Genomic DNA, 19,280 nt, shown 5'->3' on the forward strand with positions numbered 1-19,280 from the left:
TCGGCAGGCGGTTGCGGGCGGAACGGTTCGCATTCGAACGCCGGCAAGGCCGATGGAAGAATCACAGCAACTTCCCCCTATAGCCCGAAATGCCGCCATCAGATCAGCGCGGCTTCTCACCCGTCTTCATCATCAACCTCTACAACGATGGATTGATCGGCAACATCGCCCACATCCGCCTCGCGGATTGCTCCCCAGCGAGGCTCAGCCCCTTCGTAACCGTCGTCGATATGCGTTGCGGCGTCGACGAGCTGTTCGTTCCAATCCGGCCCGGGCACTTCAACGCCGGGGCGGACACTGTCTGCCATCATTGCATCCTCCTCAATTCGTACCGAAGCGAGGTGTTCTCATCCTGGAGATCGAGAATGATTCCGATGCTAGCGAGATTCGCGCCAACGTCAACCAGTTCGCGCACACGCCGCAGACGAGCAATATCCGCGCGACTGAACCGTCGCGTCCCACCTTCACTCCGAGCAGGAGTCACCAGCCCACGAGCCTCGTATTGCCGCAACGACCGCACACCAACACCGGTCAACTCCGCAACATGCGAAATCGAGAACAAGCGCCCACCAGACGCCGCACTCGTCATCTCCTCATCTCCCAAAATTCTTCCTAACTGAGTATTGACATTCGCATTCGGATCGACTACATAATATGTCCATCAGATGATGTAGATCATATCATCTGCACGAATCCGCCATCTAGCAAAGGAGGTTTCACCAATGATCATGATGCGCACTGACCCATTCCGAGAAGTCGAACGCCTGAGCAGAGAAATCTTCGGAGCCACCGGCACAACGGCCCGACCGGTGATGATGCCCATGGACGCCTGGCGCGACGGCGATACTTTCCGCGTCGAACTCGACCTGCCAGGAATTGATCCTGACAACATCGACCTCGACGTGGAGAACAACGTCGTCACCGTCAAAGCTGAACGGCCCGCCCCCGACCACGGGGAGTCTTCGGTCGCGGCAGAGCGGCCCCGCGGGACCTTCAGCCGTCAGCTCGTCCTCGGCGACAACCTCGACACCAGCAACATCACGGCGAACTACGACGCCGGTGTGCTCACACTCAGCATCCCGGTCGCGGAATCAGCGAAACCCCGCAAGATCGCTATCAACTCAGGCTCTGCTGAACCGGCAGCCATCAGCGCCTGACCACAACTGGTGGTGTGTTGCCATGCAGACGTGTGCACCAGACGTCCAGCTGGGTATCGATGCTGCGTTCTGGGCGATCGTTTTCAGCGACCGCGAACTGCGGGACCTCGACACAAGTCACCACACAGGTGATGGACCGCAGGCCGTGAGTCACTGCAGGTGCCGGGTCGTCAGGCACTCCGAATCGTGGCAGCTGTTCCGGTCGCCCGGCCTCTCAGCAGCCCAGGTTATCGCCCACCGAATCCTCGCTTGTCAGCGTTCTCCTCCCCGGCTCAAAGGCGCTGACTTCATCGTTGAAAGGAGGTGAGACGTTTCCGCACCCAGGTTGAGCTATGCAGCCGTGTGGTCGCGTCCGCAAGTCTTTCTACCAGTGTGCTCGACGCAAGATGCGCGGCAGTGACGTCACAATGACGATGAAATGATGCGGGCCCGTCCACGGCTTCCCCTTCTGGCCCCGGGGCATCCCCGGGGCCAGACCATGTTCGGTTGAGATGAGAGATGAGGAGACCGTGTTGGTTAGCTTCTTGGAGAAACTGTTGATTGTCTGGCCCAGGCATGCTCGAGCACTGATTGGCAAAGCGATATCATCCCGCTATCGATCCTCGGCCGGCCAGCGGCCTGTGTCGCTTGACCGCCTCAGGACTCCTTAAGCAACGCCTTGACCAGTTCGCGGGGAGTATTTTCGTCGACGTCTATGCCGACAGTGTCGCGGAGGTACGCCCGGACGCGTTCGACGCTCTCATCGCTTCCGAGTCTGCTTCGTTGCCATCGTGCACCATCGACGAATGCTTCCCGTTTGTGCTCGCGCAACGCCGAAAGCGAATAGGAGTGTCCCAGGACATCAAACTCGGGATCGGGATGAACCTGTTTCGCGGTCTCTATCGCTGTCTGTTCCCAACGCAACTTCTCATCACCTAGCTTCGGTCCAACGGTGTCGTGATTGATGTCAGTGTTATATACCGAAAAGGCTCTCGGCTCCAATGCCTGTGCGTCGGCAATGCCAGTTGATGAGCATCCCGTCGCAGAGCCGTCAGCCTGGTGAGCGTCTGTGATCGAAGTCCGTCCGCCCCGAGCCGGGCGGACGAGACGGCCGGTCGGGTCGCTGGAGGTGATCATGGCGCCCTCCATCCTTGGAAGTAGCTGGAGGTTGGGCTGGATCAGAGCGGGCTGCCTGCCTGACGTGGTCACGACTGCGCTAGCCTGTGAACAGGCCGACGGCTGAAGCCGATGCCCAAGCAACACCACCCGCAGCATCGTCTAAGAGAGGTCCCGAAATGAATGCCAATCATGTCGGCATTGTGTGGAATCCGTCCAAGACCGAGAAGGCAGACCTTGAGGCCGCGCTCCCGACACAAACTGGCGTCGATATCACGTGGCACGAAACTGAGGAAGACGATCCCGGCAAATCAGCGACGCAGGCCGCGCTCGATGCCGGTGCTGAAGTGATCATCGCGGCAGGAGGGGACGGGACAGTCCGTGCGATCGCTGGTCACCTCGCGGAGATCGGCTCCTCTGCCGAGCTCGGCATCGTTCCGCTGGGGACCGGGAACCTCCTAGCCCGCAATCTCGACGTTCCGCTCAACAGCTTGGGCGAGGCAATGGATCGCGCCTTCAACGGCACAGCACGCGAAATCGACATGGGCTGGGTGGAGGTCACCCTTCCCCAGGGCATGAATCGTGAGCCTTTCGTCGTCATGGCCGGGTTCGGAATAGATGCCCACATGATCACAGAGACCAACGATGACCTTAAGGACAAGGCAGGATGGCTGGCCTATGTTGAGTCGCTTGGGCGTGCCGTCTCTGCCAGCGATGTCATGGAGATCAACCTGTCACGCGGAGGTGAACCGATCGGGCACGAGTCGGCGCATACGCTCATCGTCGGCAATTGCGGCACGTTGCAGGGTGGTATCACTCTCCTTCCCGATGCCGATCCCACCGATGGTGAACTGGATGTCCTTATCCTCAAGGCAGAGGGTGTCGCCGGTTGGCTCGACACGATGAAGAACATGGTGTGGGATAACGGTCTGCGGAAGATGATGGCGAAGGACGAGTCTGCGCAGAGCAGTGAGAGCGCGATACATCAGCGGATTTCTTCATTGACGATTGAGCTTGAGCAGCCGCGCATCGTCGAAGTTGACGGTGACGAAGTCGGTGAAACTAACCGGATCGATGTGACGATCAAGCCCGCGGCGCTGCGAGTGCGCTAGTCCGGCAGAGACTACAGGGCACCGCGTTGGACCTCGTCCGGGCGAGTTTGAGCAAGGAGGGCTTCGAACTCACCCACTCGATGATGCTCATCAACGGATTCCTCGGCGAGGTCGTGGGTCTGGAGAACGTCCTCGGGGAGTTCTCATACAACTTCGCCGTCTACGGCACTCCCGATGTCAGGGCCCCCTGGGGATGGCAGCTCTATGGACATCATTGCGCCGTCAACTGCCTCGTCGTCGAGGGACGGATGACGATAGCCCCGGTGTTTCACGGCGCTGAGCCAAACGAAATCGACGCGGGGCCGCACGCGGGCCTGCGATCCTTCGACGATCGCGTCGACGCCGGCACCGACCTCATCGCGTGCATGAGCGAGAATCAGCGCGCCGAGGCGGTCATCTACGACGAGATCGTCGATCCTGCGATGCCCGAAGGGCGAATCCATCCCGGCGATGAGCGCCATCTGGCCGGGGCGTTCCAAGACAACCGGGTCATCCCCTACGAGGGGGTACAGGTGGCCACGCTGGATGCTCGGGCACAGGAAGCGGTCGTCGACCTCGTCGCGACCTTCCTCAACATCCTGCCCGAGGGGCCGCGTCGCGCGAAGGTGCGCGAAGTCAGGGAACATCTGAACGAGTCGTATTTCAGTTGGATCGGTGGGACCGAGCCGGGAGATGTGTTCTACTACCGGTTCCAGTCGCCGGTGATCCTTATCGAACTCGACCACCACTGCGGAGTGTTTCTCGACTACGACGTCCCCCAGCGTTTCCATGTGCATACGCTCATGCGCGTGCCCAACGGCAATGACTACGGCCGTGCCTGGGTCCGCCAGTGGCAGCGTCGAACTGACGGTCGAGTCGAAAGCGACACCCGATGAGCACAATCTGAGGGTGTAGTCGGGATCGTAAGCTGGCTCCAGGGCCCGGACCGAAAGGAGTATCGCCAACAATGAATACGATGAAGATCGCCGTCGTCGGGGCAGGAATCGCTGGTGTCACCACCGCTTACGGTCTGGCGCGCCGGGGCGCGACGGTCACCCTGATCGACGATGCCGCATCAGGTCAGGCGACAGCTGCCAGCGCCGGGATCATCGCTCCCTGGGTATCTTCGTCGAGCGGTGCCTTCTATGAAGCGTACTCAGCTGGAGGCAACTACTACCCGGAGTTCCTCGCAAGGCTCCATGACCTAGGGATTCCCGAACTGGGATACAGGCGCTCCGGCGCCCTGATGGTCTCGCGAGACGATACAGAACTCGACGCCGTCGAAGACCGGGTAGCCCAGCGCATTGCTGAGTCCGGTTCCGTCGCAGGAACGCTGGAGCGCGTAGACAGCACACAGGTCAACGAACTGTTTCCCGCCCTGTCCACCGAACTGACGGGTTTGTACGTCTCCGGCGGCGGACGGGTCGACGGCCGCGTTCTCCGGAATGCGACGTTGAGTGCCGCAGTCCTTCTAGGGGCCGAGCACTGCGAGGACGCAGTGATCGCGATCAATCCCCTCGGCGACACCGGATGGCGAGTGCAGACGATGCGCGGTCCGATCGACGTTGACTCTGTCGTCGTGGCAGCAGGGGCGAGAACTCCAGAACTGCTGCTTCCCCTCGGTGTGAGCTGCGCAGTGAGCCCGCAGCGTGGACAGATCACCCATCTCAACCTTCGTGGAGTGAACACCTCACAATGGCCAACGGTCCACCCCTTCACACCCAACTACATGACCCCGTTCGATGGAGGCAGGATCGCGGTCGGCGCAACCCGCGAGACCGGGAGCGGCTACGATCCCCGCGTCACCGCAGCGGGACAGATGCAGGTCCTCCGGGACGCGCTGGATTTGGCGCCCGGACTGGCCGATGCCACAGTCATCGAGACCCGAGTGGGCATTCGCCCTATGGGTGACGACAACCTGCCGATCGCCGGAGAAGTGCCGGACAGATCAGGCTTATGGACGATGACGGGCTACGGCGCGGGCGGGCTGACGCTCGGGCCGCTGCTGGGCGATGCCGTCGCCCGCAGCATCCTCGGAAACCCCGCACCGGAGCTGACGGCGTTTCCCTCAGCCACGCCCATGTGAAGGAGTCTTCAGCACGGCCGACTATGGGGCGTGCGCGGAGAAAAGCGGTCCGATCGGCCCACCTCACCCCTTGCGCATCACAAAGACCGTCACCGAGCTCCCAGCCAGGTCCATACGCAGTTTTCCATCGTCTCCCACACCGCCCGTGGCCTGCGGCGAGCTGGAACCAGCCGACGGGCTGAAATCTCCTGACGGCCCCGGCGCCCCAACCCCAGTGAACTGCACATCAGCCGGCAGCGGATTCGCAGGCACCACCTGAGTCGCGTTCTTCACGTCGTTCGACTCTCCGTACACCTGCGACGCCGACGCCACAGTGAATCCTGAAGGCATCGACACCGTCACGGGGTTTCCGCCGACCGATGCCGCATCGTTCGCGTTGATCACCGTGGTTACCAAGGTGCGACCGTCGTTCTTGACCACGGTGTAGGCGCTCATGTTCCCGCCGCCAGACACCGAAGTCTTCGTAAATTCCCCGCCGAGGCTCGGCACCAGCAACCGCAGCCCCAACATATTCGGCCTCACCTGAAACGCGTTCGACCGGTCCCCGTGATCGGCCGGATCGCAGATGAGCGACATCGGCGCTCCCCCATTGCACGCCCCGAGCATCGAGTGCATGGCCATCCGCTCGACCCCGAGCGTCGCCGCATACATCGTGTAATCGGCGGCCCACAATGCCGAGGCGTTCGTCAGCGACGTGTCATTCGTCCCCGGGCAGCTCGTCGGCCCGGTCTCTTCGAGCCACAGCGGCAGACCCGCCGCATCAGCCTTCGATTTCCCGATGCCGAGATTCTTCTTCGCCGCCTTCTTCGCCAAGGGATCGATGAGGTTCGCCGCCTGCGGCCCCCGCCCCGGAACCTGAGCCGAATCGCATTCGTAGAGCTGGTACCAATGCTGCGAGATCGCGGTCTTGTGCTTGACGCCCGATCCGGCGAAGGCATCCATCCACGCCCCGTCGTAGACGTCGGGACCGATGATCGGCGCCTCCTGCCGCTTCGCATGGATGGCTTTCGCATACGCCTCAAGCTGCTTGACGTACTTGTCCTTGTTCCAGCCCTTGCCGCGCACGGCCCCGCTGGGCACATCCTCGACGGTGTACCCGTTCGGTTCGTTGCCGATCGCAAGCCCCACAAGAGAATCGCCGAGGATGTCGACCGCATGCGCTGCCATGTCCGCTCCGCGTTTCGGATCATAGGTCCCCAGAGGAATGCCGATGGTGACCGACGAACCGGTGACGTCGACGAGCTTCTTCAGTCGCTTGAGGTCATCAGGAGTGACGGTCACCTTCTCACCGTGCTTCGGCTTCTCGCCCTTGGACGTCCAGAACGTCCTCCGGTCGAGAGCATTGCCGCCGAACCGCAGCGCCGGCGATCCGAGGGACTTCAACTGCTCGTCGAGGTTGGACTGCGCCGGATCGAGCCGAGGATCGGCAAGGTCGGTGGCTTCGAACGAGATTCCGACATTGTCTGCTGTGATTCCGGCGCCGGTCCGCTCAGCAGTCGCAGTGACAACCGCATCGTCTCCGGAGACCGCGCCCGCAAACGACTGCTCGAATTCAGTCGGGGTCGGACTCGGCTCCGGGGGCTGGCTCGAGGACGACGAATCGTCCGAATCAAACCACGAACACCCCGACAGAACGAGGGCGAGCGCCACCACGCCACCCTGGATACTCCTTCTGAGGTTCACTCCAATAACTCTGCCCTGTCCCCGCGGAATCAACAACTTCCACAGTCCCTTTCGAGACGCCTCCCGTCCAAAACACCCGCCCCACCACGACAGCCATCCCGTCCGAATCCCCACCCGCCGAGGCACCCTCCCGACCGCCATGACATCGTAGTGCTGGAGATCACGCCACCTGAGCCCACCCGAGAAGAGGACCCGCCATGCCCGACAGCATTGCCAGACCCTCCCTCACCCCCATTCGCGGGGCGCTCGGCCTCTCGGTGGCGATGGGCATGGGCCGGTTCTTCTACACCCCGGCACTGCCGCTCATGGTCGCAGCCCTCCACTGGAGCTCGGCGCCCGGCGCGTGGATCGCGACGCTGAACTACGTCGGCTACTTCATCGGCACCCTCGTCATCGCCCAGGGCTGGGTCGAACCCAACCGCTTCGTCTACCGCCTCAGCCTCATCGTCTCCACCGTGGGCCTCGCCGCGGTCGCGCTGACCCCGAACCTCATCTGGCAGGGCGGCATCCGCACCATCGCCGGAATCGCCTCGGGACTCATCTTCGTGTGCGTGACCCAGCGCATTCCCGCGAACTCCCGCAAACCGCGCGACGGCGGCATCTCCTACGGCGGAGTCGGCTTCGGCATCCTCGTCTCCGGAGCCATCGTGTTGGTCGCCGGCAGCTTCGCCGATTGGCGCCAGCTGTGGCTCATCTGCGCGGCCGTGTCCGCGCTCTTCTCCATCATCGCCTGGAAATGGCCGATCCCGGCCCGAATCCCACCGCACACCACCCCCGCCGAGGCGGCCGAACCGACCGAGACCACCACCGACCACTCCCCCGCCGACGCTTCGACCCCGTTCGAGGCCAATCGCCGCCGAGCCATGGCCATCCTCTCCACCGGCTACTTCTTCCAAGGGGGCGGTTACATCATCATCGGCACCTACCTCGTCGTGCTCGCCGGTCCCGTCTTCGGAGCGACCGCAGCCGCCTCGACGTGGCTCATCGCCGGGATCGCGACAGCGGTGTCTCCCCTGACGTGGTCAGCGGTCGCCGCGCGCATCGGCACAGTCAAGGCTCTGACTCTCTGCTACTGCCTGCAGGTCTTCGGCGGGCTGCTCGCGGTTTTCGGCTCCACGCCGATCGTCCTCATCATCGCCGCCGCCCTCTTCGGCTTCACCTTCATCGGAGTGGTCATGATGACGATCGGCGTCGGCACGCAGATGGGCGTCGCGAACGCCTCGGCGAAGCTGACGTCCTGGTACAGCATCGGGCAGATCGTCGGCCCTGCCATCGTCGCAGCGGCTCTGAGCGAGCACATCGCCGCCGCCTTCATCGCCTCGGCGATCGCGTTGGCCATCGCCATGGCGCTGACCTTGGTCGGGGTCCTCGCCGGCAACGTCGACCGGTGATGCGACCCACCGCAGGACGCCGCCACCACCGCAACAACGCGAGCCGAGGTGGCACATACCCAACTGCCCGTGTAAGACTACGTAGGCGATTGTTGATTTAACGATCACCCGATCTGCGAACAAGCACACCGACTACGACAGCCTCCCCTACAGGAGCGCGGAGGAACCGAAGGAGCTATCCCCCATGACAGAAACTCCTGGGATCACAGGTCATTGGGACATCGATCCCTCACATTCTCGACTGGGATTCTCCACACGCCACGCCATGGTGTCGCGTGTGCGCGGAGCGTTCAATGATGCGTCCGGTTCCGCCGACATCGCCGACGACCTCGCCGATTCAAAGGCCGAAGTCATCATCCAGACCGCCAGCGTCGACACCCGCACCGAGAGTCGCGACGAGCACCTGCGTTCGGCGGACTTCTTCGACGTGGAGACTTATCCGGAGATCCGTTTCGTCTCCTCGGCCATCGATGAGGTCGACGAAGGCTCGTACATCGTCACCGGTGAGCTGACGATCCGTGACATGACGAAGACCGTGTCCATCCCGCTCGAGCTCATCGGCGTCGAGACCGATCCCTTCGGCAACCTGCGCGCCGGCCTCGAGGGCTCGCGCCGCATCGACCGTAAGGACTGGGGCGTGACCTGGAATACGAAGCTCGATTCCGGTGGCGTACTCGTCAGCGACAAGATCACGCTCGAGTTCGAGCTCTCCCTGATCAAGAACGTCGCCGAGGCGGCCCCCGCCGATTCGTCCGAAACCGCCGATGAGGACGAGGACGACGAGACTGCCTCTCCCGCGCCGAAGACCCCGGAGGCAGCCCCGACCGCAGAGCCCGCCGACACCGAGTTCCCTCCCCCGCCGCCGGTCAAGCCCGCTGACAAGCCGGCAGAGAAGGCCCCGGAGGCCAAGCAGCCGGATGCTCAGCCGTCCGGAAGCGGCATAGGAAAGCTCTTCGGCCTCCGCTGAGTCCAAAAGAACTCGACCGAGCTGCTCATAGCTGCTCGGTCGAGTCTTTTTATGTGCTGAATGAGCGCACAACCGGCAACGGAGTCACTCGCATTCCAACGACTTGATAACCGTTGCTCTTCGCCCTCTGCTACAGGCATTCACACTCACGAGCAACCGGTTACGATAAGTCGTCTGCTTCGGTCAGAGTCGAATCGGGGTCCCGTGAATCATCGCTCATCTCTGTTGAAGTCTTGGCTGTGGCAAGTGAGTACGAGACGTGCCTTTGCGGCCATTGTCGTGTTCTTTGTCTTCGCAGCTCTTTCGGGTTGCGCGGGTGTCGAGGATCAGCAGCAGTCCGTTGACTCGACCGGGTCTTCCTCAGAACCCATTGAAGAGGTCAACCCCGCAGCTGTCGACGAACCAGCACCCGAAGTAGTGTCTGAAGATCTGACCCCCTACTCGGCGGAGGACGAGCAGCTCATCTACTACGGTGAAGTGCTCGCCTATCGCTACGGAATCGACGTCGAGCCTGATGATTGGCTGTCACTCGCAAAGAAGGAATGCGACTCTTATTCCGAAGCTGGCAGTACTCGCGTCTATGGTCCGGCCTCGGCCGAAAACCTCGCCGACGATCCGCGATCCGGCCTTCTGCTCGAGTCATTCGTCTTTATGGTGGTCGGTTCATACTGGTGCGGCGTCGATGATCTCGGCGAAAGCTTCGAACGGTACGGTTCAGAAGCTCAGCTGATCTCATTGACCTTCTTGGAAACAGTGAATGCCATCGGCCCCAATAACCTGTCAGCTGCGGATTTCTCGGACTACTACGACAACCAGTTGTTCATAACTCGATTTGAGTTTGATACACCGCCGGAGCCTGACACTTCAGACCCGTTCGAGAACGAAGCACCGGCGTACGGCAGTTCTGACCCCGACTATCCATACTCAGGTCCGTATAACGAGCTTGAAGGGAACTCGGGCGGATCGACTCTGTGCAACGATGGCACCGTTTCCAATTCGTCCGGCCAAGGAACCTGCAGTTGGCACGGTGGAGAGCGCTGAAAGCTCCTCCCGCTCTGCGTATCCCGCGGGTGGGATCGGTACGCGTACCGATCCCACCCGCGGCTATTATTGGGACCATTACCGTGTGACCGGACAGAGAAAGTGGGACTGCCATGGCCAAGCTGACGAAGATGGTCTCTGCCATCGGTTCTCTCAAGGACCTCAACGCCGCCCGTGCCGAGTTCGATGACGCATCGAAGACCATTCCCGACGAGGCGGCTTTCCCGCCCGCCGAAATCCGCCCGGTAGCGGACGATTCCCGCACCTTGATGCTTCGGATCACGAATCCCGGAAACCTCGCCGAGGCGGCCCCGCAGTCATCGAGCCAAGGTGACACTTTCGCTGTCATCCACATTCCTGCCGCTGGCGACTTCGCAGCCGTGCTCGTGTTCAACCCATCGACGCAGATCGAGGCGGGCCAGGCGTTCGGCACCATCGCCGACGAGGGCGGATGGCCGGTCGTTGTCGCCATGGCCGAGGAGTTCCTCGGCGTCCGCATCGATCACATCGCACAGTTGGAGTCAGACGCGCTTGGTCAAGTCATTGACGAACTCGGCGGTCTGCAAGTCTACAGCCGCACTGCGTTCAGTGCCGGCGGAACCGACTTCGCCGAGGGGACGAACAACCTCGATGGAGCAACATCGGCGATTTTCACCGCGGCGGATCCGGTCGACGATGCCGGCCAGACGCGAACCCGCAATCAGCGTGCGGTCGTGCGCGCGCTCGTTCAGGGGCTCAAGTCAGGCGGGTTGGTCAAGGAACCGAACAAGGGCGCGGCCGTGCTCGGTCATTTCGCTTCAGGGATTCAGCACAATGCAGAGCTGACCACGAGTGAGCTCGTCAAGATCGCCAACCGCCTCCGCACACTGCAGACGGACGACATCGCAGTGGTCACCGTTCCCACGAACTCACGTCGAGAGGATGACGGCACAGTCATCATCGATTTCGACCCCGAGGCGGTGCCGGCGGTCAAAAACGCATTGACTAGCAACGACATCGCTGACTTCTTCCGCTACCTCGTCTCGTTGGGATATTAAGAGAGTACTTCGATCTATCCGCGCAGAGACTCCCCTGGCAGCGCCGCCGCACTGGTCGTCGCATAACCAAGGTCCAGGGATCCTCGTCGCTCCCAATATTCAGTTGCAGAATCCAATACAGTGATGAAGCAGCGAGAGGCTCTGGACCATGACTCGGTAGTCACCGTGCGCAGTGAACGGACTCCCAGACTGACTCGGTCGCCTGGCCGAAGCCCGTACACGGCCCAGTAGCTGGTGTCAGAGTCGAATCCGATCTTGTGGGCGACAAGAGTGTCCCCATTCACCTCGACCTCAAAGCGCATATAGTCAGTGCCTCTTGAATTGACGTAGTTGCTGCGCAGGCTGAAGGTGAGAACGCTCGAGCTCTCGTCCGACCATGTCATTTCTCGTCTGGCGAATGCTCCGACTCCGAGCTCTTCGGCTGGAATCTTGATTTCGCCCCGCGGGCAGTCGACTGACTGGTTGTTGGATTCCATCGACAGCGGCCCGGTCGACAACGGATGCTCATGCTTGTCGCCGGCTCGTCCAATCCAGGGTGGAGCCGCGGCTGCTTGTGACTTTGCATCGGTGAGCGACTCTCGGAGAGCAATGCTTTGCTTGTAGAGATTGTTCCTATTGTTGATTCCTGGAAAATTGAGTTCGGGCCAGTTGCGGTCAATGAGCTCGGTGAACATGATCCCGGACCGTCGCTCGTCCTCAGGTCCGGCGAGCCCGAGTTCGACGATGGCTCGCATGTTCATTGGCGAGATCGAGTCGAAAGCCGGGTCGGTTTCGTTGTAGATCTCGGCCAGCCATCGCCCCATCCGGATCTCCCAATAGAACATGTCCGAGGCCACAAAGTCGTGCAGCGCATCCGGGTAGCCGAACTGCGACAGTGTCGCATCGAGCTTCGCCTGATAGTCCTTGATCTCTTCTTCACCGAGGTTGACGCTCTTCAGGCGTGAGGACATGAGACCTTTGACCAGGTCGATCGGATCCCTCTGCTTGGTTGATCCGTAGTAAGAACGGATCGTCTCTTGAGTGTTGCCCCTGAAGTGCAGCCCCGTGCTGCTGCCGAAACTCTCGACATAGCGGGCAACGAGCCATCGACCGTGTTCGACAAGAGAGTTCTTGTCAGCAATGGCCTTGTCTTCTTCGGTGAACCTTGCGCCTTCTCCATGCACGATCGGCACGTGGTGGACGTCGGCAAGCGCCAGTACTTGCCGGGAGAGGTCTCGATCCATCTGCATGGCCTGCGCCCAGTTGCCGGTTCCGTTGTTCGTGAAGTAGGTGAATGCGTCGACTCTGTCTTTATGCTCACGCAGCGCGGCGAGAACCACTCTGGAGTCGAGTCCTCCGGACAATGAGACGAAGAACCGGTCCGTGTTCTGGGCGAAGGCGCCCATCTGTCCCAGCCACAGCCGGTTGATCTCCGACGCGCGCTCGTCAAAACTCAAACCGGTGAAACGATTGCGCTCGCGAGGAAAGTAGCGATAGGTGCGTCTCGACTCGAGCTCGAGCACATGGTTCGGAAGCAGGGCACGAATCGTCGGATACGGTGTTTCATCCCAAGCAAACGACAGAGGCAAAGCCGCCCATGATCGTGCTGCATTCAGTGCTTCAGAACCGCGAGACTCCCCACCGATAAGCGAAGCGAGCAGATGCGCATGGGAAGAGAACGCCGGACGATCCACGTCGTAGTAGATCGTGCGCGTGCCGTGCGCATCATGGAAGACACGGTATACACCGTCGACTTCAACGATGATTGCGAACCGTCCGCCCATGTAGTCCAGGGCGTCGAGGAAATGCGCCTGACTCTTAGCCAGTGCCGCGTGGAGCGCTCCGGCGACTACCTGAAGATCAGCAGTTGACTCAGCATCCCGAGCGGCAGGAGGGACGAATGCCGCTGTACCGAGAACCAGCACCGCAGCCGATTCCGACCTTGTGACTGCCGGCGTACGCTCACTGTCGAACCATATGGAAACTTCACCAAAGTTCAGGTGCTGAAACCGTTCCGGGGGGCCTTCCCACCCAGAAGTCTCCAGCGACCGGTGGTAAGCAACGAACCCTCGCGGGTACAAATCGGATACTGATGGCATAGTGAGATTCTAATTTTGTTGAAAGATAGTCGCTTTTAAAATTTCAGGATTCCGAGGGCAAATCTTTAATGTTTACCCAGAATTCCTCTCTGGTTGGCTCTTCAACCGCGACTTGAGCCTTCACAACGTGCTTGCCCAAATTGGCTACGTAGCCAAGAATTCCGCCGTCACCCTGCCACAAGCGGCCAAACAAGCATTCACCGCCCCATCAACTCGATGACTCTGCCATGCGCAGCCAATGAACCAACGGTAGAGAACGCATTGAAATTGCCATCGGTCAGGAGGATCCGGGAAACGGACTTCCCCTGAACTCAAAAGTTAGAGCAAAGGCAGCGCATAAGGAGAGGCACAAGCCCCTTTCGCCTCAGGTTCAACACTTAATATTTTGACTCTGAGGAAATGCCGTGGACTCGTCGGTTGCCCGAGCTTACCGCAATCGAGCTCGGCAAGAACGCCCATCGGCTCCAGGGGCCAGAGACGGACGACATCACAATGACTACCGTAGAGGCGAGCTAGTCTGACGGATTGACAACAAGCCCATCATCGAGTTGCCGACCTTCTTCCAACACATTGTGTCCCATAGCCACCAATTCCCGTTGACCCACAGCAGGAATCCGAGCGCTTGGAACAGCGCCGGATTCGGTGAGCGTGACAGATGCGAAGAAGCGGGCAACGGACCCGAGTCGGGTCAACTAACTATAGATTCGACTTCGTGATCGCGATGTGTCGGGACCACAAGTTCGGTCCACTACGACGAAATACCATGCACAGAGCCACAACGACGGCGAAAACTCCAATAGACACTAGGAAATTCACAGAACCAAATGTTCAACATATGATGGTGCTATCGACGAAAGGAATTGCTACAGCGCAGTGGTGTCTAGCGGCAGTTTGCCGACGACCAGGCCGTGAGTCATGGGTAAGCACGCTTGAATCCGGACCCCGGCACTAACCGGCTCAACGTTCAACAACGGCCTCGGGAGGATTCTAAAAATGACGAGCGAACTTGCTGTTTGGTCTTGGCGCTCCACCAAATCTGAACAATTGAACTTTGGGGACGAAATGGGGCCCGAGATCCTCCTGCGCCTTGGCTATCACGTCAAACGTGCGAGGCTCCAAGATGCGGACATCATCACAGCTGGTTCGGTTTTACAGTCTGCTCTCAAGTATGGCAGAGATGGGCTGGTCGTGTGGGGATCCGGGATGATCAGCGAGAACGAGACAGTTCGAACTCGTGATTTCAACTATGCTGCGGTGCGAGGACGACTAACCGCCGAACAAATAGGACTAGATCCTAGATGCACAATAATGGGCGACCCGGGCATACTCGCTTCCTAACTTTGGCCCAAGCCTCGAACCCGGTATCAGGTCGGCGTCGTCCCGCACTATGTAGATAAACGCCCGTTCAACTGGGCCGACAAAGTAATCGACGTAACCAGACCAGTAGCCGAAGTAATTCACGACATAGCCTCCTGCGCCACGGTCGCTAGTTCATCTTTACATGGCATTATTGTGGCCCAGTCATACGGAATCCCAACGATGCGGCTTAGCCACCCGCGGATCGCAGGCGGAGACCACAAGTTCGCCGACTATCAGAGCGCAATGGGTATGGGAGTTGAGAAGACTCAAGAGGCTTTGATTCAAAGCCTTCCAGCAGCACTTGAAGGATGAAGGTTTACTAAATGGACTTCATTACAGGGCATTGCAGTACAGCGGCATCTAATCTTCTTAAGACCATTAGAGCATAAGAACGCAATTTAGTATGCAAAAGAAATTTAAGCCACCTCCGATGCTTCTTCTCCACATCGCATGGTAAGCGCTTTTTGTATTGCAATAATGTCACTAGTTAATAAACGAATTGCTCTTTTGCACTCTAGATCCTAACCAGCTGGCGGCAACAAGCATGAGCTCTCCCGCTGACACCGAAGCCAACGGCGCTCCTTGCCCCACCCACGCTAGAATTCGGCCAGGACTGCCAAACTCTGGTGACCATCGCGGACAAGACAGTCATGGAAGATTGCGGCGTTAATTTCAGCGTTAACGTATCCCTCGCCCCTTAGCGCACCCGATCACTACACGGATGCCTGATGAGGACGACGCTCTTACACGCAACATCCAAGCTGCGCGGATATGCCAGAGCCTTGTGTTTGTTGCCCACGAGGACGACCTCAGGCAGACGGTTGGTCCCCAAAACGAACACCGCAGTGAGAGCCAACTGGCGGTTTCCGGATAGGGGGAAGACTGAACGCCTCCGCAAACAACGCAACGGGTCGCTAAGCCAAAGAACCAGGTGCCGCGGGATTGGTAGTATTGTCGAATGTCTCCGAAAAGTCTTTACCCTGAAAGAGTAGTTACAACGCGTATCGCGATGATTGCAAGAAGCTACACCCTCAGCTCTACGCCTACATGTACAGCAGAGCCGATGCGATAGCACCGACCAAAGTTTGAACATGCCTTCGGACAGATTCTAGATTGCGAATAATAACGCCTGACCTTCTAAAGCGAACCGGAGTGACGGCCCTCAACTTGCCGGCTCGAAAAGTCAGCGACAAGATGCCATCGCGACGGCAACGACCTCAATTGTCAACTACATACCTCCATTTCACCGCAACACCCACGCCGGCCGAACGACGCGTTCGCACCGCTAAACCAACTTCAAATGGCACCACATAAAGGACTATTGAATTGAACATGGATCAGGATCAAGTCATTAACAGCTTAAACACAACCAATACGCTGCTACAAACTCTTATCGAACAGCTCACCCGGCTTGAGCGCAAACACGATGAGACCAATAAAGAACTTGTCCGACTTGCCGAGCATATCGGAGGAATGCGCACTCGAGTCTCGATGATTTCTCAGATGTCGCTGGTCAATTTGAGAAAGGAGCTACAAGAGTTAATATTCTCGAAACAGTTAAGTTATTTGGATACACTCGATACAATACGAAGAGATCGAATGAGCTTCGCAAGATTCGGCGACGGAGAGTTTCTACTGATCTCAGATTACGAGCGGCACCTGCGATTTCAAAGAAATTCTCCATCGCTACAAGACGACCTGGCCGAGGTCCTGTCCGTCCCCTCATCGAACCTCCTGGTCGGCCTACCCGACCGATCGCAATCGCTTCACTGGGAACGGGTATGGCCGAGGGTTTGGCCGAGAATTGAGCCGCTAATACCGAGAGGCACGACTTTTGGGAATGCCGACGTATCTAGACGATTCTGTTTTGAACTTCACGGTCAAGACGGGGTACAAGCGTGGCGAAGAATTTGGAACGATAGAGATGTAACGTTGGTATACGGGGCTGGCTCCAGGTTTTCAGCGATATCTGAGCTGTTCGACGGAGTCAAGAGCATTCAGAGAATAGAGTCTAAACCAACGAATGCTTACTCCGATCTCGATCGGCTCGAAACCGAAATTAGAAAATCTGATCCTGACATCGTTCTTATTGCTCTGGGACCCGCTGCTACTGTGCTTTCAAAGCGCCTATCTGAATCTGGTATTCAAGCCCTAGACATCGGGCACCTATCGTCTAGCTATGCGGAGCACTTCTCTGGCGGTCCTGTCCCCGAGGATTCGCCTTTAGCACGTCAATAGCTAGAGCTGTCAGAACGGGCGGATAGCAAGCATCATCGTATGCAAGTTAGTTCCTACAGAATACACATTGGATATTGGCCCCTATTGACCGATGGACTTCGAGTCTTCTCGGCGAGGCGCTCGCGCGTGGTTCGCCCGGAACGCATTTGTGCCAAGCGTTGTCCTCGGGTGTGGCGCGACAGCGTGATGCTTCGTCATACTTCGGCGGGGAGCTTCGGACCTCGGGTGCATCTCGCCACAACTCAGGACCTGCGTCTTGGGGCCCGAGCTCTAGCAAGAGTTCGTCGGTCCAAAGCCATGATCAAGATGAATCGAGCTGGCGGCTGCGCAGTCAAGAAGGAGTCTTAGGTCCAACTCGGAGGGTTGCATTCAACGGGCGGAATACTGTCCTAACCCCTTCCTTTTCGGCCTGATGGCTAATCTTTATACGTCGCACAGCAGGTCCACCAAAGGAATGTTCTTCGATGCAACTTCCGATGGGTCTTTCGCCGCCATGAGTCGCGATGGAGTTGACTGATCAAATCGCTCTGCTACATCGTCCCCCAAAGAGACCGGCTCGAACTTTGAGCCCAATTCAATAACCGAACCGTGCTTAGCGTCGTAATATCCGCTACGACTAACATATGCGCCGCCGAAACCCAGGCGCGCACCAATCAAGTGTGGATGGAAACGTTCAGTCAACATATAGTTAGACACACCAACCGGGATTTTACCCAAAAGATCAACCATTGTCAGTGGAATGATCTCGCGGTACCTGCTTCCGAGTGCAGCATAGTTCTCCGCATCTTGAGGGCTGCATACCCAAAAGTAGACTTTGTCAAAACTGTCAATCAATTCTTTTGATACGGACGCCTTCAGAAGATCATCATCGGACTTGCCGATCAACGACAAATGCAAAGCCCGTCCTGAAACAGTTTTATGTTGCACCGAGCTCAGAAACACATCATCAAGCCCAAGAACCGCACGTTCCCCCGCTAGGTGCTTCGAGACCTGGTCTCGAACCTCAAAGTAGTCAAATATTTCAGTGGCAGTACGAATCCGCGATCTACTCTCACCGGAGGAGAACGGACCGAGACCAAGACCCGTTGCAATAGCTTTGCACCCGAACTTATTCTTTGCTGCACAGGCTAGCCCCAGAGAGAAGGCATGGAACGGCCAGTAGTCATTTAAATAGCCACCACCGTGAAGATGGAAGACCGAGGCACGAGACAAACGATCAGTTAGCCGGCGGGCGCCAGAATAGCCCCCGTGCGAGGAGAAGAAGTCGTAGCCCCGATCAAACATCTGCGAAAAGTTTTGTGATCTATTACCCGCCCTCGCAGAGGCTACATCCCCGCTCACAAAGGTGTTATAAAAGTCTCCGTATCCGAGGCTTTTGCCGACTTTACGATGATTTATCTCAAGCACGATCTTGTGATCCGGAATATGGCTGTTAGAACGTAGCCAATCTAACCACTTCCACATAATTAGTTCGTCGCCAAAGTTGGGGACGCCCGCGCCACCCACCAACATATAGATTGGAGAATCTGACCCTGCCATATTTCCTACTTTCCGAAACAGTCTCGAATTTTCCCTAGCAAGGGACAACAATCATGCAACGAACGAACAGAATCGATGCGAATGTGGCCGCCAGATCGCCAATTTTCTCACAAAACTTCCTGCGACTGCTCAGGCGGTCAATTGCCCTTGACAACATCGTAGTATGAACAAAGCGCTATTTCTTAATTGTTTTTCAGCGCAGGAATGCGCCGGTCCAGATACTATCTTTTCCTTATTCTAGAAACCATGGCAATTTACATATGCCGACTTTCAACGAGATCAGCACGATCTCATGGCGCCGCCCACCACACTATGAATCACTTAAGACACTGATACCGAATCAGGCTGCACCAGCCTGAGCGACCAGTGCACCGATGGCCGAAGGTGCTGAGGTTGCACAATACACCATGACACACGTCGCGCCGAGGAGCGTTGCCACACGCCAACTCAGTTTGAGAGACGCGTGTTTGATTCACACAGACAACCAGGCCAGAGGAACACGAACGCGGAGGATACCC

Annotated in this window: 15 protein-coding genes; 9 read left to right on the top strand and 6 right to left on the bottom strand. The window is 58.5% G+C overall.

Going from position 1 to position 19,280, the window contains the following annotated elements; all coding sequences use genetic code 11:
• Positions 1-116: 116 nt before the first annotated feature.
• Entirely contained in the window at positions 117-311 is a 195-nt protein-coding gene (locus BEP01S_RS00500) for a hypothetical protein (protein ID WP_062239245.1), read from the bottom strand.
• The gene (locus BEP01S_RS00505; RefSeq protein WP_062239248.1) at positions 308-589 is read right to left on the bottom strand and encodes a MerR family transcriptional regulator; all 282 of its coding nucleotides are present in this window, start codon (positions 587-589) and stop codon (positions 308-310) included. Before BEP01S_RS00505 ends, BEP01S_RS00500 begins: the two co-directional genes overlap by 4 nt.
• Positions 590-725: 136 nt before the next feature.
• On the opposite strand from BEP01S_RS00505, the gene BEP01S_RS00510 reads away from it, so the two are divergent.
• Positions 726-1,157, top strand: coding sequence for an Hsp20/alpha crystallin family protein (locus BEP01S_RS00510; protein WP_062239447.1), 432 nt, complete (start codon positions 726-728; stop codon positions 1,155-1,157).
• A 636-nt stretch (positions 1,158-1,793) separates the two neighbouring features.
• On the opposite strand, the gene BEP01S_RS00515 is transcribed toward BEP01S_RS00510, so the two are convergent.
• Complete coding sequence (locus BEP01S_RS00515; RefSeq protein ID WP_157070469.1) at positions 1,794-2,273, bottom strand: hypothetical protein; 480 nt, start codon at positions 2,271-2,273, stop codon at positions 1,794-1,796.
• Positions 2,274-2,431: 158 nt separating this feature from the next.
• Here BEP01S_RS00515 and BEP01S_RS00520 point away from each other — a divergent pair, with 158 nt between their 5' ends.
• From BEP01S_RS00520 to BEP01S_RS00530, 3 genes are all read left to right on the top strand, one after another.
• Positions 2,432-3,364 (top strand): diacylglycerol/lipid kinase family protein, encoded by a 933-nt coding sequence (locus tag BEP01S_RS00520; protein ID WP_062239254.1) that lies wholly within the window; start codon positions 2,432-2,434, stop codon positions 3,362-3,364.
• 47 nt (positions 3,365-3,411) lie between these two features.
• Complete coding sequence (locus tag BEP01S_RS00525) at positions 3,412-4,239, top strand: DUF3500 domain-containing protein (RefSeq protein ID WP_062239257.1); 828 nt, start codon at positions 3,412-3,414, stop codon at positions 4,237-4,239.
• A gap of 71 nt (positions 4,240-4,310) precedes the next feature.
• Positions 4,311-5,429 carry an NAD(P)/FAD-dependent oxidoreductase gene (locus BEP01S_RS00530; RefSeq protein WP_062239260.1) on the top strand — a complete coding sequence of 373 codons (1,119 nt, stop codon included), beginning with the start codon at positions 4,311-4,313 and terminating at the stop codon, positions 5,427-5,429.
• A gap of 63 nt (positions 5,430-5,492) precedes the next feature.
• Here the strand turns inward: BEP01S_RS00530 and BEP01S_RS00535 are convergent, their stop codons facing one another.
• The gene (locus tag BEP01S_RS00535; protein ID WP_244882002.1) at positions 5,493-7,082 is read right to left on the bottom strand and encodes a hypothetical protein; all 1,590 of its coding nucleotides are present in this window, start codon (positions 7,080-7,082) and stop codon (positions 5,493-5,495) included.
• 227 nt (positions 7,083-7,309) lie between these two features.
• Between BEP01S_RS00535 and BEP01S_RS00540 the strand changes: the two genes are divergently transcribed.
• The 4 genes from BEP01S_RS00540 to BEP01S_RS00555 all read left to right on the top strand — a co-directional run bounded on the left by BEP01S_RS00540 (position 7,310) and on the right by BEP01S_RS00555 (position 11,548).
• Positions 7,310-8,503: a YbfB/YjiJ family MFS transporter gene (locus BEP01S_RS00540; protein WP_062239263.1), complete on the top strand. Its 1,194-nt coding sequence runs from the start codon at positions 7,310-7,312 to the stop codon at positions 8,501-8,503.
• Between the two features lie 184 nt (positions 8,504-8,687).
• Entirely contained in the window at positions 8,688-9,470 is a 783-nt protein-coding gene (locus BEP01S_RS00545) for a YceI family protein (protein ID WP_083532403.1), read from the top strand.
• A 246-nt stretch (positions 9,471-9,716) separates the two neighbouring features.
• Positions 9,717-10,511 (top strand): hypothetical protein, encoded by a 795-nt coding sequence (locus BEP01S_RS00550; RefSeq protein WP_157070470.1) that lies wholly within the window; start codon positions 9,717-9,719, stop codon positions 10,509-10,511.
• A gap of 113 nt (positions 10,512-10,624) precedes the next feature.
• On the top strand, positions 10,625-11,548 hold the full coding sequence (locus tag BEP01S_RS00555; RefSeq protein ID WP_062239269.1) for an LCP family protein: 924 nt from the start codon (positions 10,625-10,627) through the stop codon (positions 11,546-11,548).
• 14 nt (positions 11,549-11,562) lie between these two features.
• Here BEP01S_RS00555 and BEP01S_RS00560 read toward each other — a convergent pair whose 3' ends face one another.
• Positions 11,563-13,626 carry a hypothetical protein gene (locus BEP01S_RS00560; protein WP_157070471.1) on the bottom strand — a complete coding sequence of 688 codons (2,064 nt, stop codon included), beginning with the start codon at positions 13,624-13,626 and terminating at the stop codon, positions 11,563-11,565.
• A 2,958-nt stretch (positions 13,627-16,584) separates the two neighbouring features.
• On the opposite strand from BEP01S_RS00560, the gene BEP01S_RS17290 reads away from it, so the two are divergent.
• Positions 16,585-17,223, top strand: a complete 639-nt coding sequence (locus BEP01S_RS17290; protein WP_373277887.1) for a GT-D fold domain-containing glycosyltransferase — start codon at positions 16,585-16,587, stop codon at positions 17,221-17,223.
• A gap of 423 nt (positions 17,224-17,646) precedes the next feature.
• On the opposite strand, the gene BEP01S_RS00570 is transcribed toward BEP01S_RS17290, so the two are convergent.
• Positions 17,647-18,762 (bottom strand): polysaccharide pyruvyl transferase family protein, encoded by a 1,116-nt coding sequence (locus BEP01S_RS00570; RefSeq protein WP_083532405.1) that lies wholly within the window; start codon positions 18,760-18,762, stop codon positions 17,647-17,649.
• Between the last annotated feature and the right edge of the window lie 518 nt (positions 18,763-19,280).

The organism is Brevibacterium epidermidis NBRC 14811, assembly GCF_001570805.1.
Classification (GTDB): Bacteria; Actinomycetota; Actinomycetes; order Actinomycetales; family Brevibacteriaceae; genus Brevibacterium; species Brevibacterium epidermidis.

Bases quoted from the DNA above. Each gene is read 5' to 3' on its own strand.
- BEP01S_RS00500 (WP_062239245.1), bottom strand. From the start codon at position 311: ATGATGGCAGACAGTGTCCGCCCCGGCGTTGAAGTGCCCGGGCCGGAT.
- BEP01S_RS00505 (WP_062239248.1), bottom strand. From the start codon at position 589: ATGACGAGTGCGGCGTCTGGTGGGCGCTTGTTCTCGATTTCGCATGTT.
- BEP01S_RS00515 (WP_157070469.1), bottom strand. From the start codon at position 2,273: ATGATCACCTCCAGCGACCCGACCGGCCGTCTCGTCCGCCCGGCTCGG.
- BEP01S_RS00520 (WP_062239254.1), top strand. From the start codon at position 2,432: ATGAATGCCAATCATGTCGGCATTGTGTGGAATCCGTCCAAGACCGAG.
- BEP01S_RS00530 (WP_062239260.1), top strand. From the start codon at position 4,311: ATGAATACGATGAAGATCGCCGTCGTCGGGGCAGGAATCGCTGGTGTC.
- BEP01S_RS00540 (WP_062239263.1), top strand. From the start codon at position 7,310: ATGCCCGACAGCATTGCCAGACCCTCCCTCACCCCCATTCGCGGGGCG.
- BEP01S_RS00545 (WP_083532403.1), top strand. From the start codon at position 8,688: ATGACAGAAACTCCTGGGATCACAGGTCATTGGGACATCGATCCCTCA.
- BEP01S_RS00555 (WP_062239269.1), top strand. From the start codon at position 10,625: ATGGCCAAGCTGACGAAGATGGTCTCTGCCATCGGTTCTCTCAAGGAC.
- BEP01S_RS00560 (WP_157070471.1), bottom strand. From the start codon at position 13,626: ATGCCATCAGTATCCGATTTGTACCCGCGAGGGTTCGTTGCTTACCAC.
- BEP01S_RS17290 (WP_373277887.1), top strand. From the start codon at position 16,585: ATGAGCTTCGCAAGATTCGGCGACGGAGAGTTTCTACTGATCTCAGAT.
- BEP01S_RS00570 (WP_083532405.1), bottom strand. From the start codon at position 18,762: ATGGCAGGGTCAGATTCTCCAATCTATATGTTGGTGGGTGGCGCGGGC.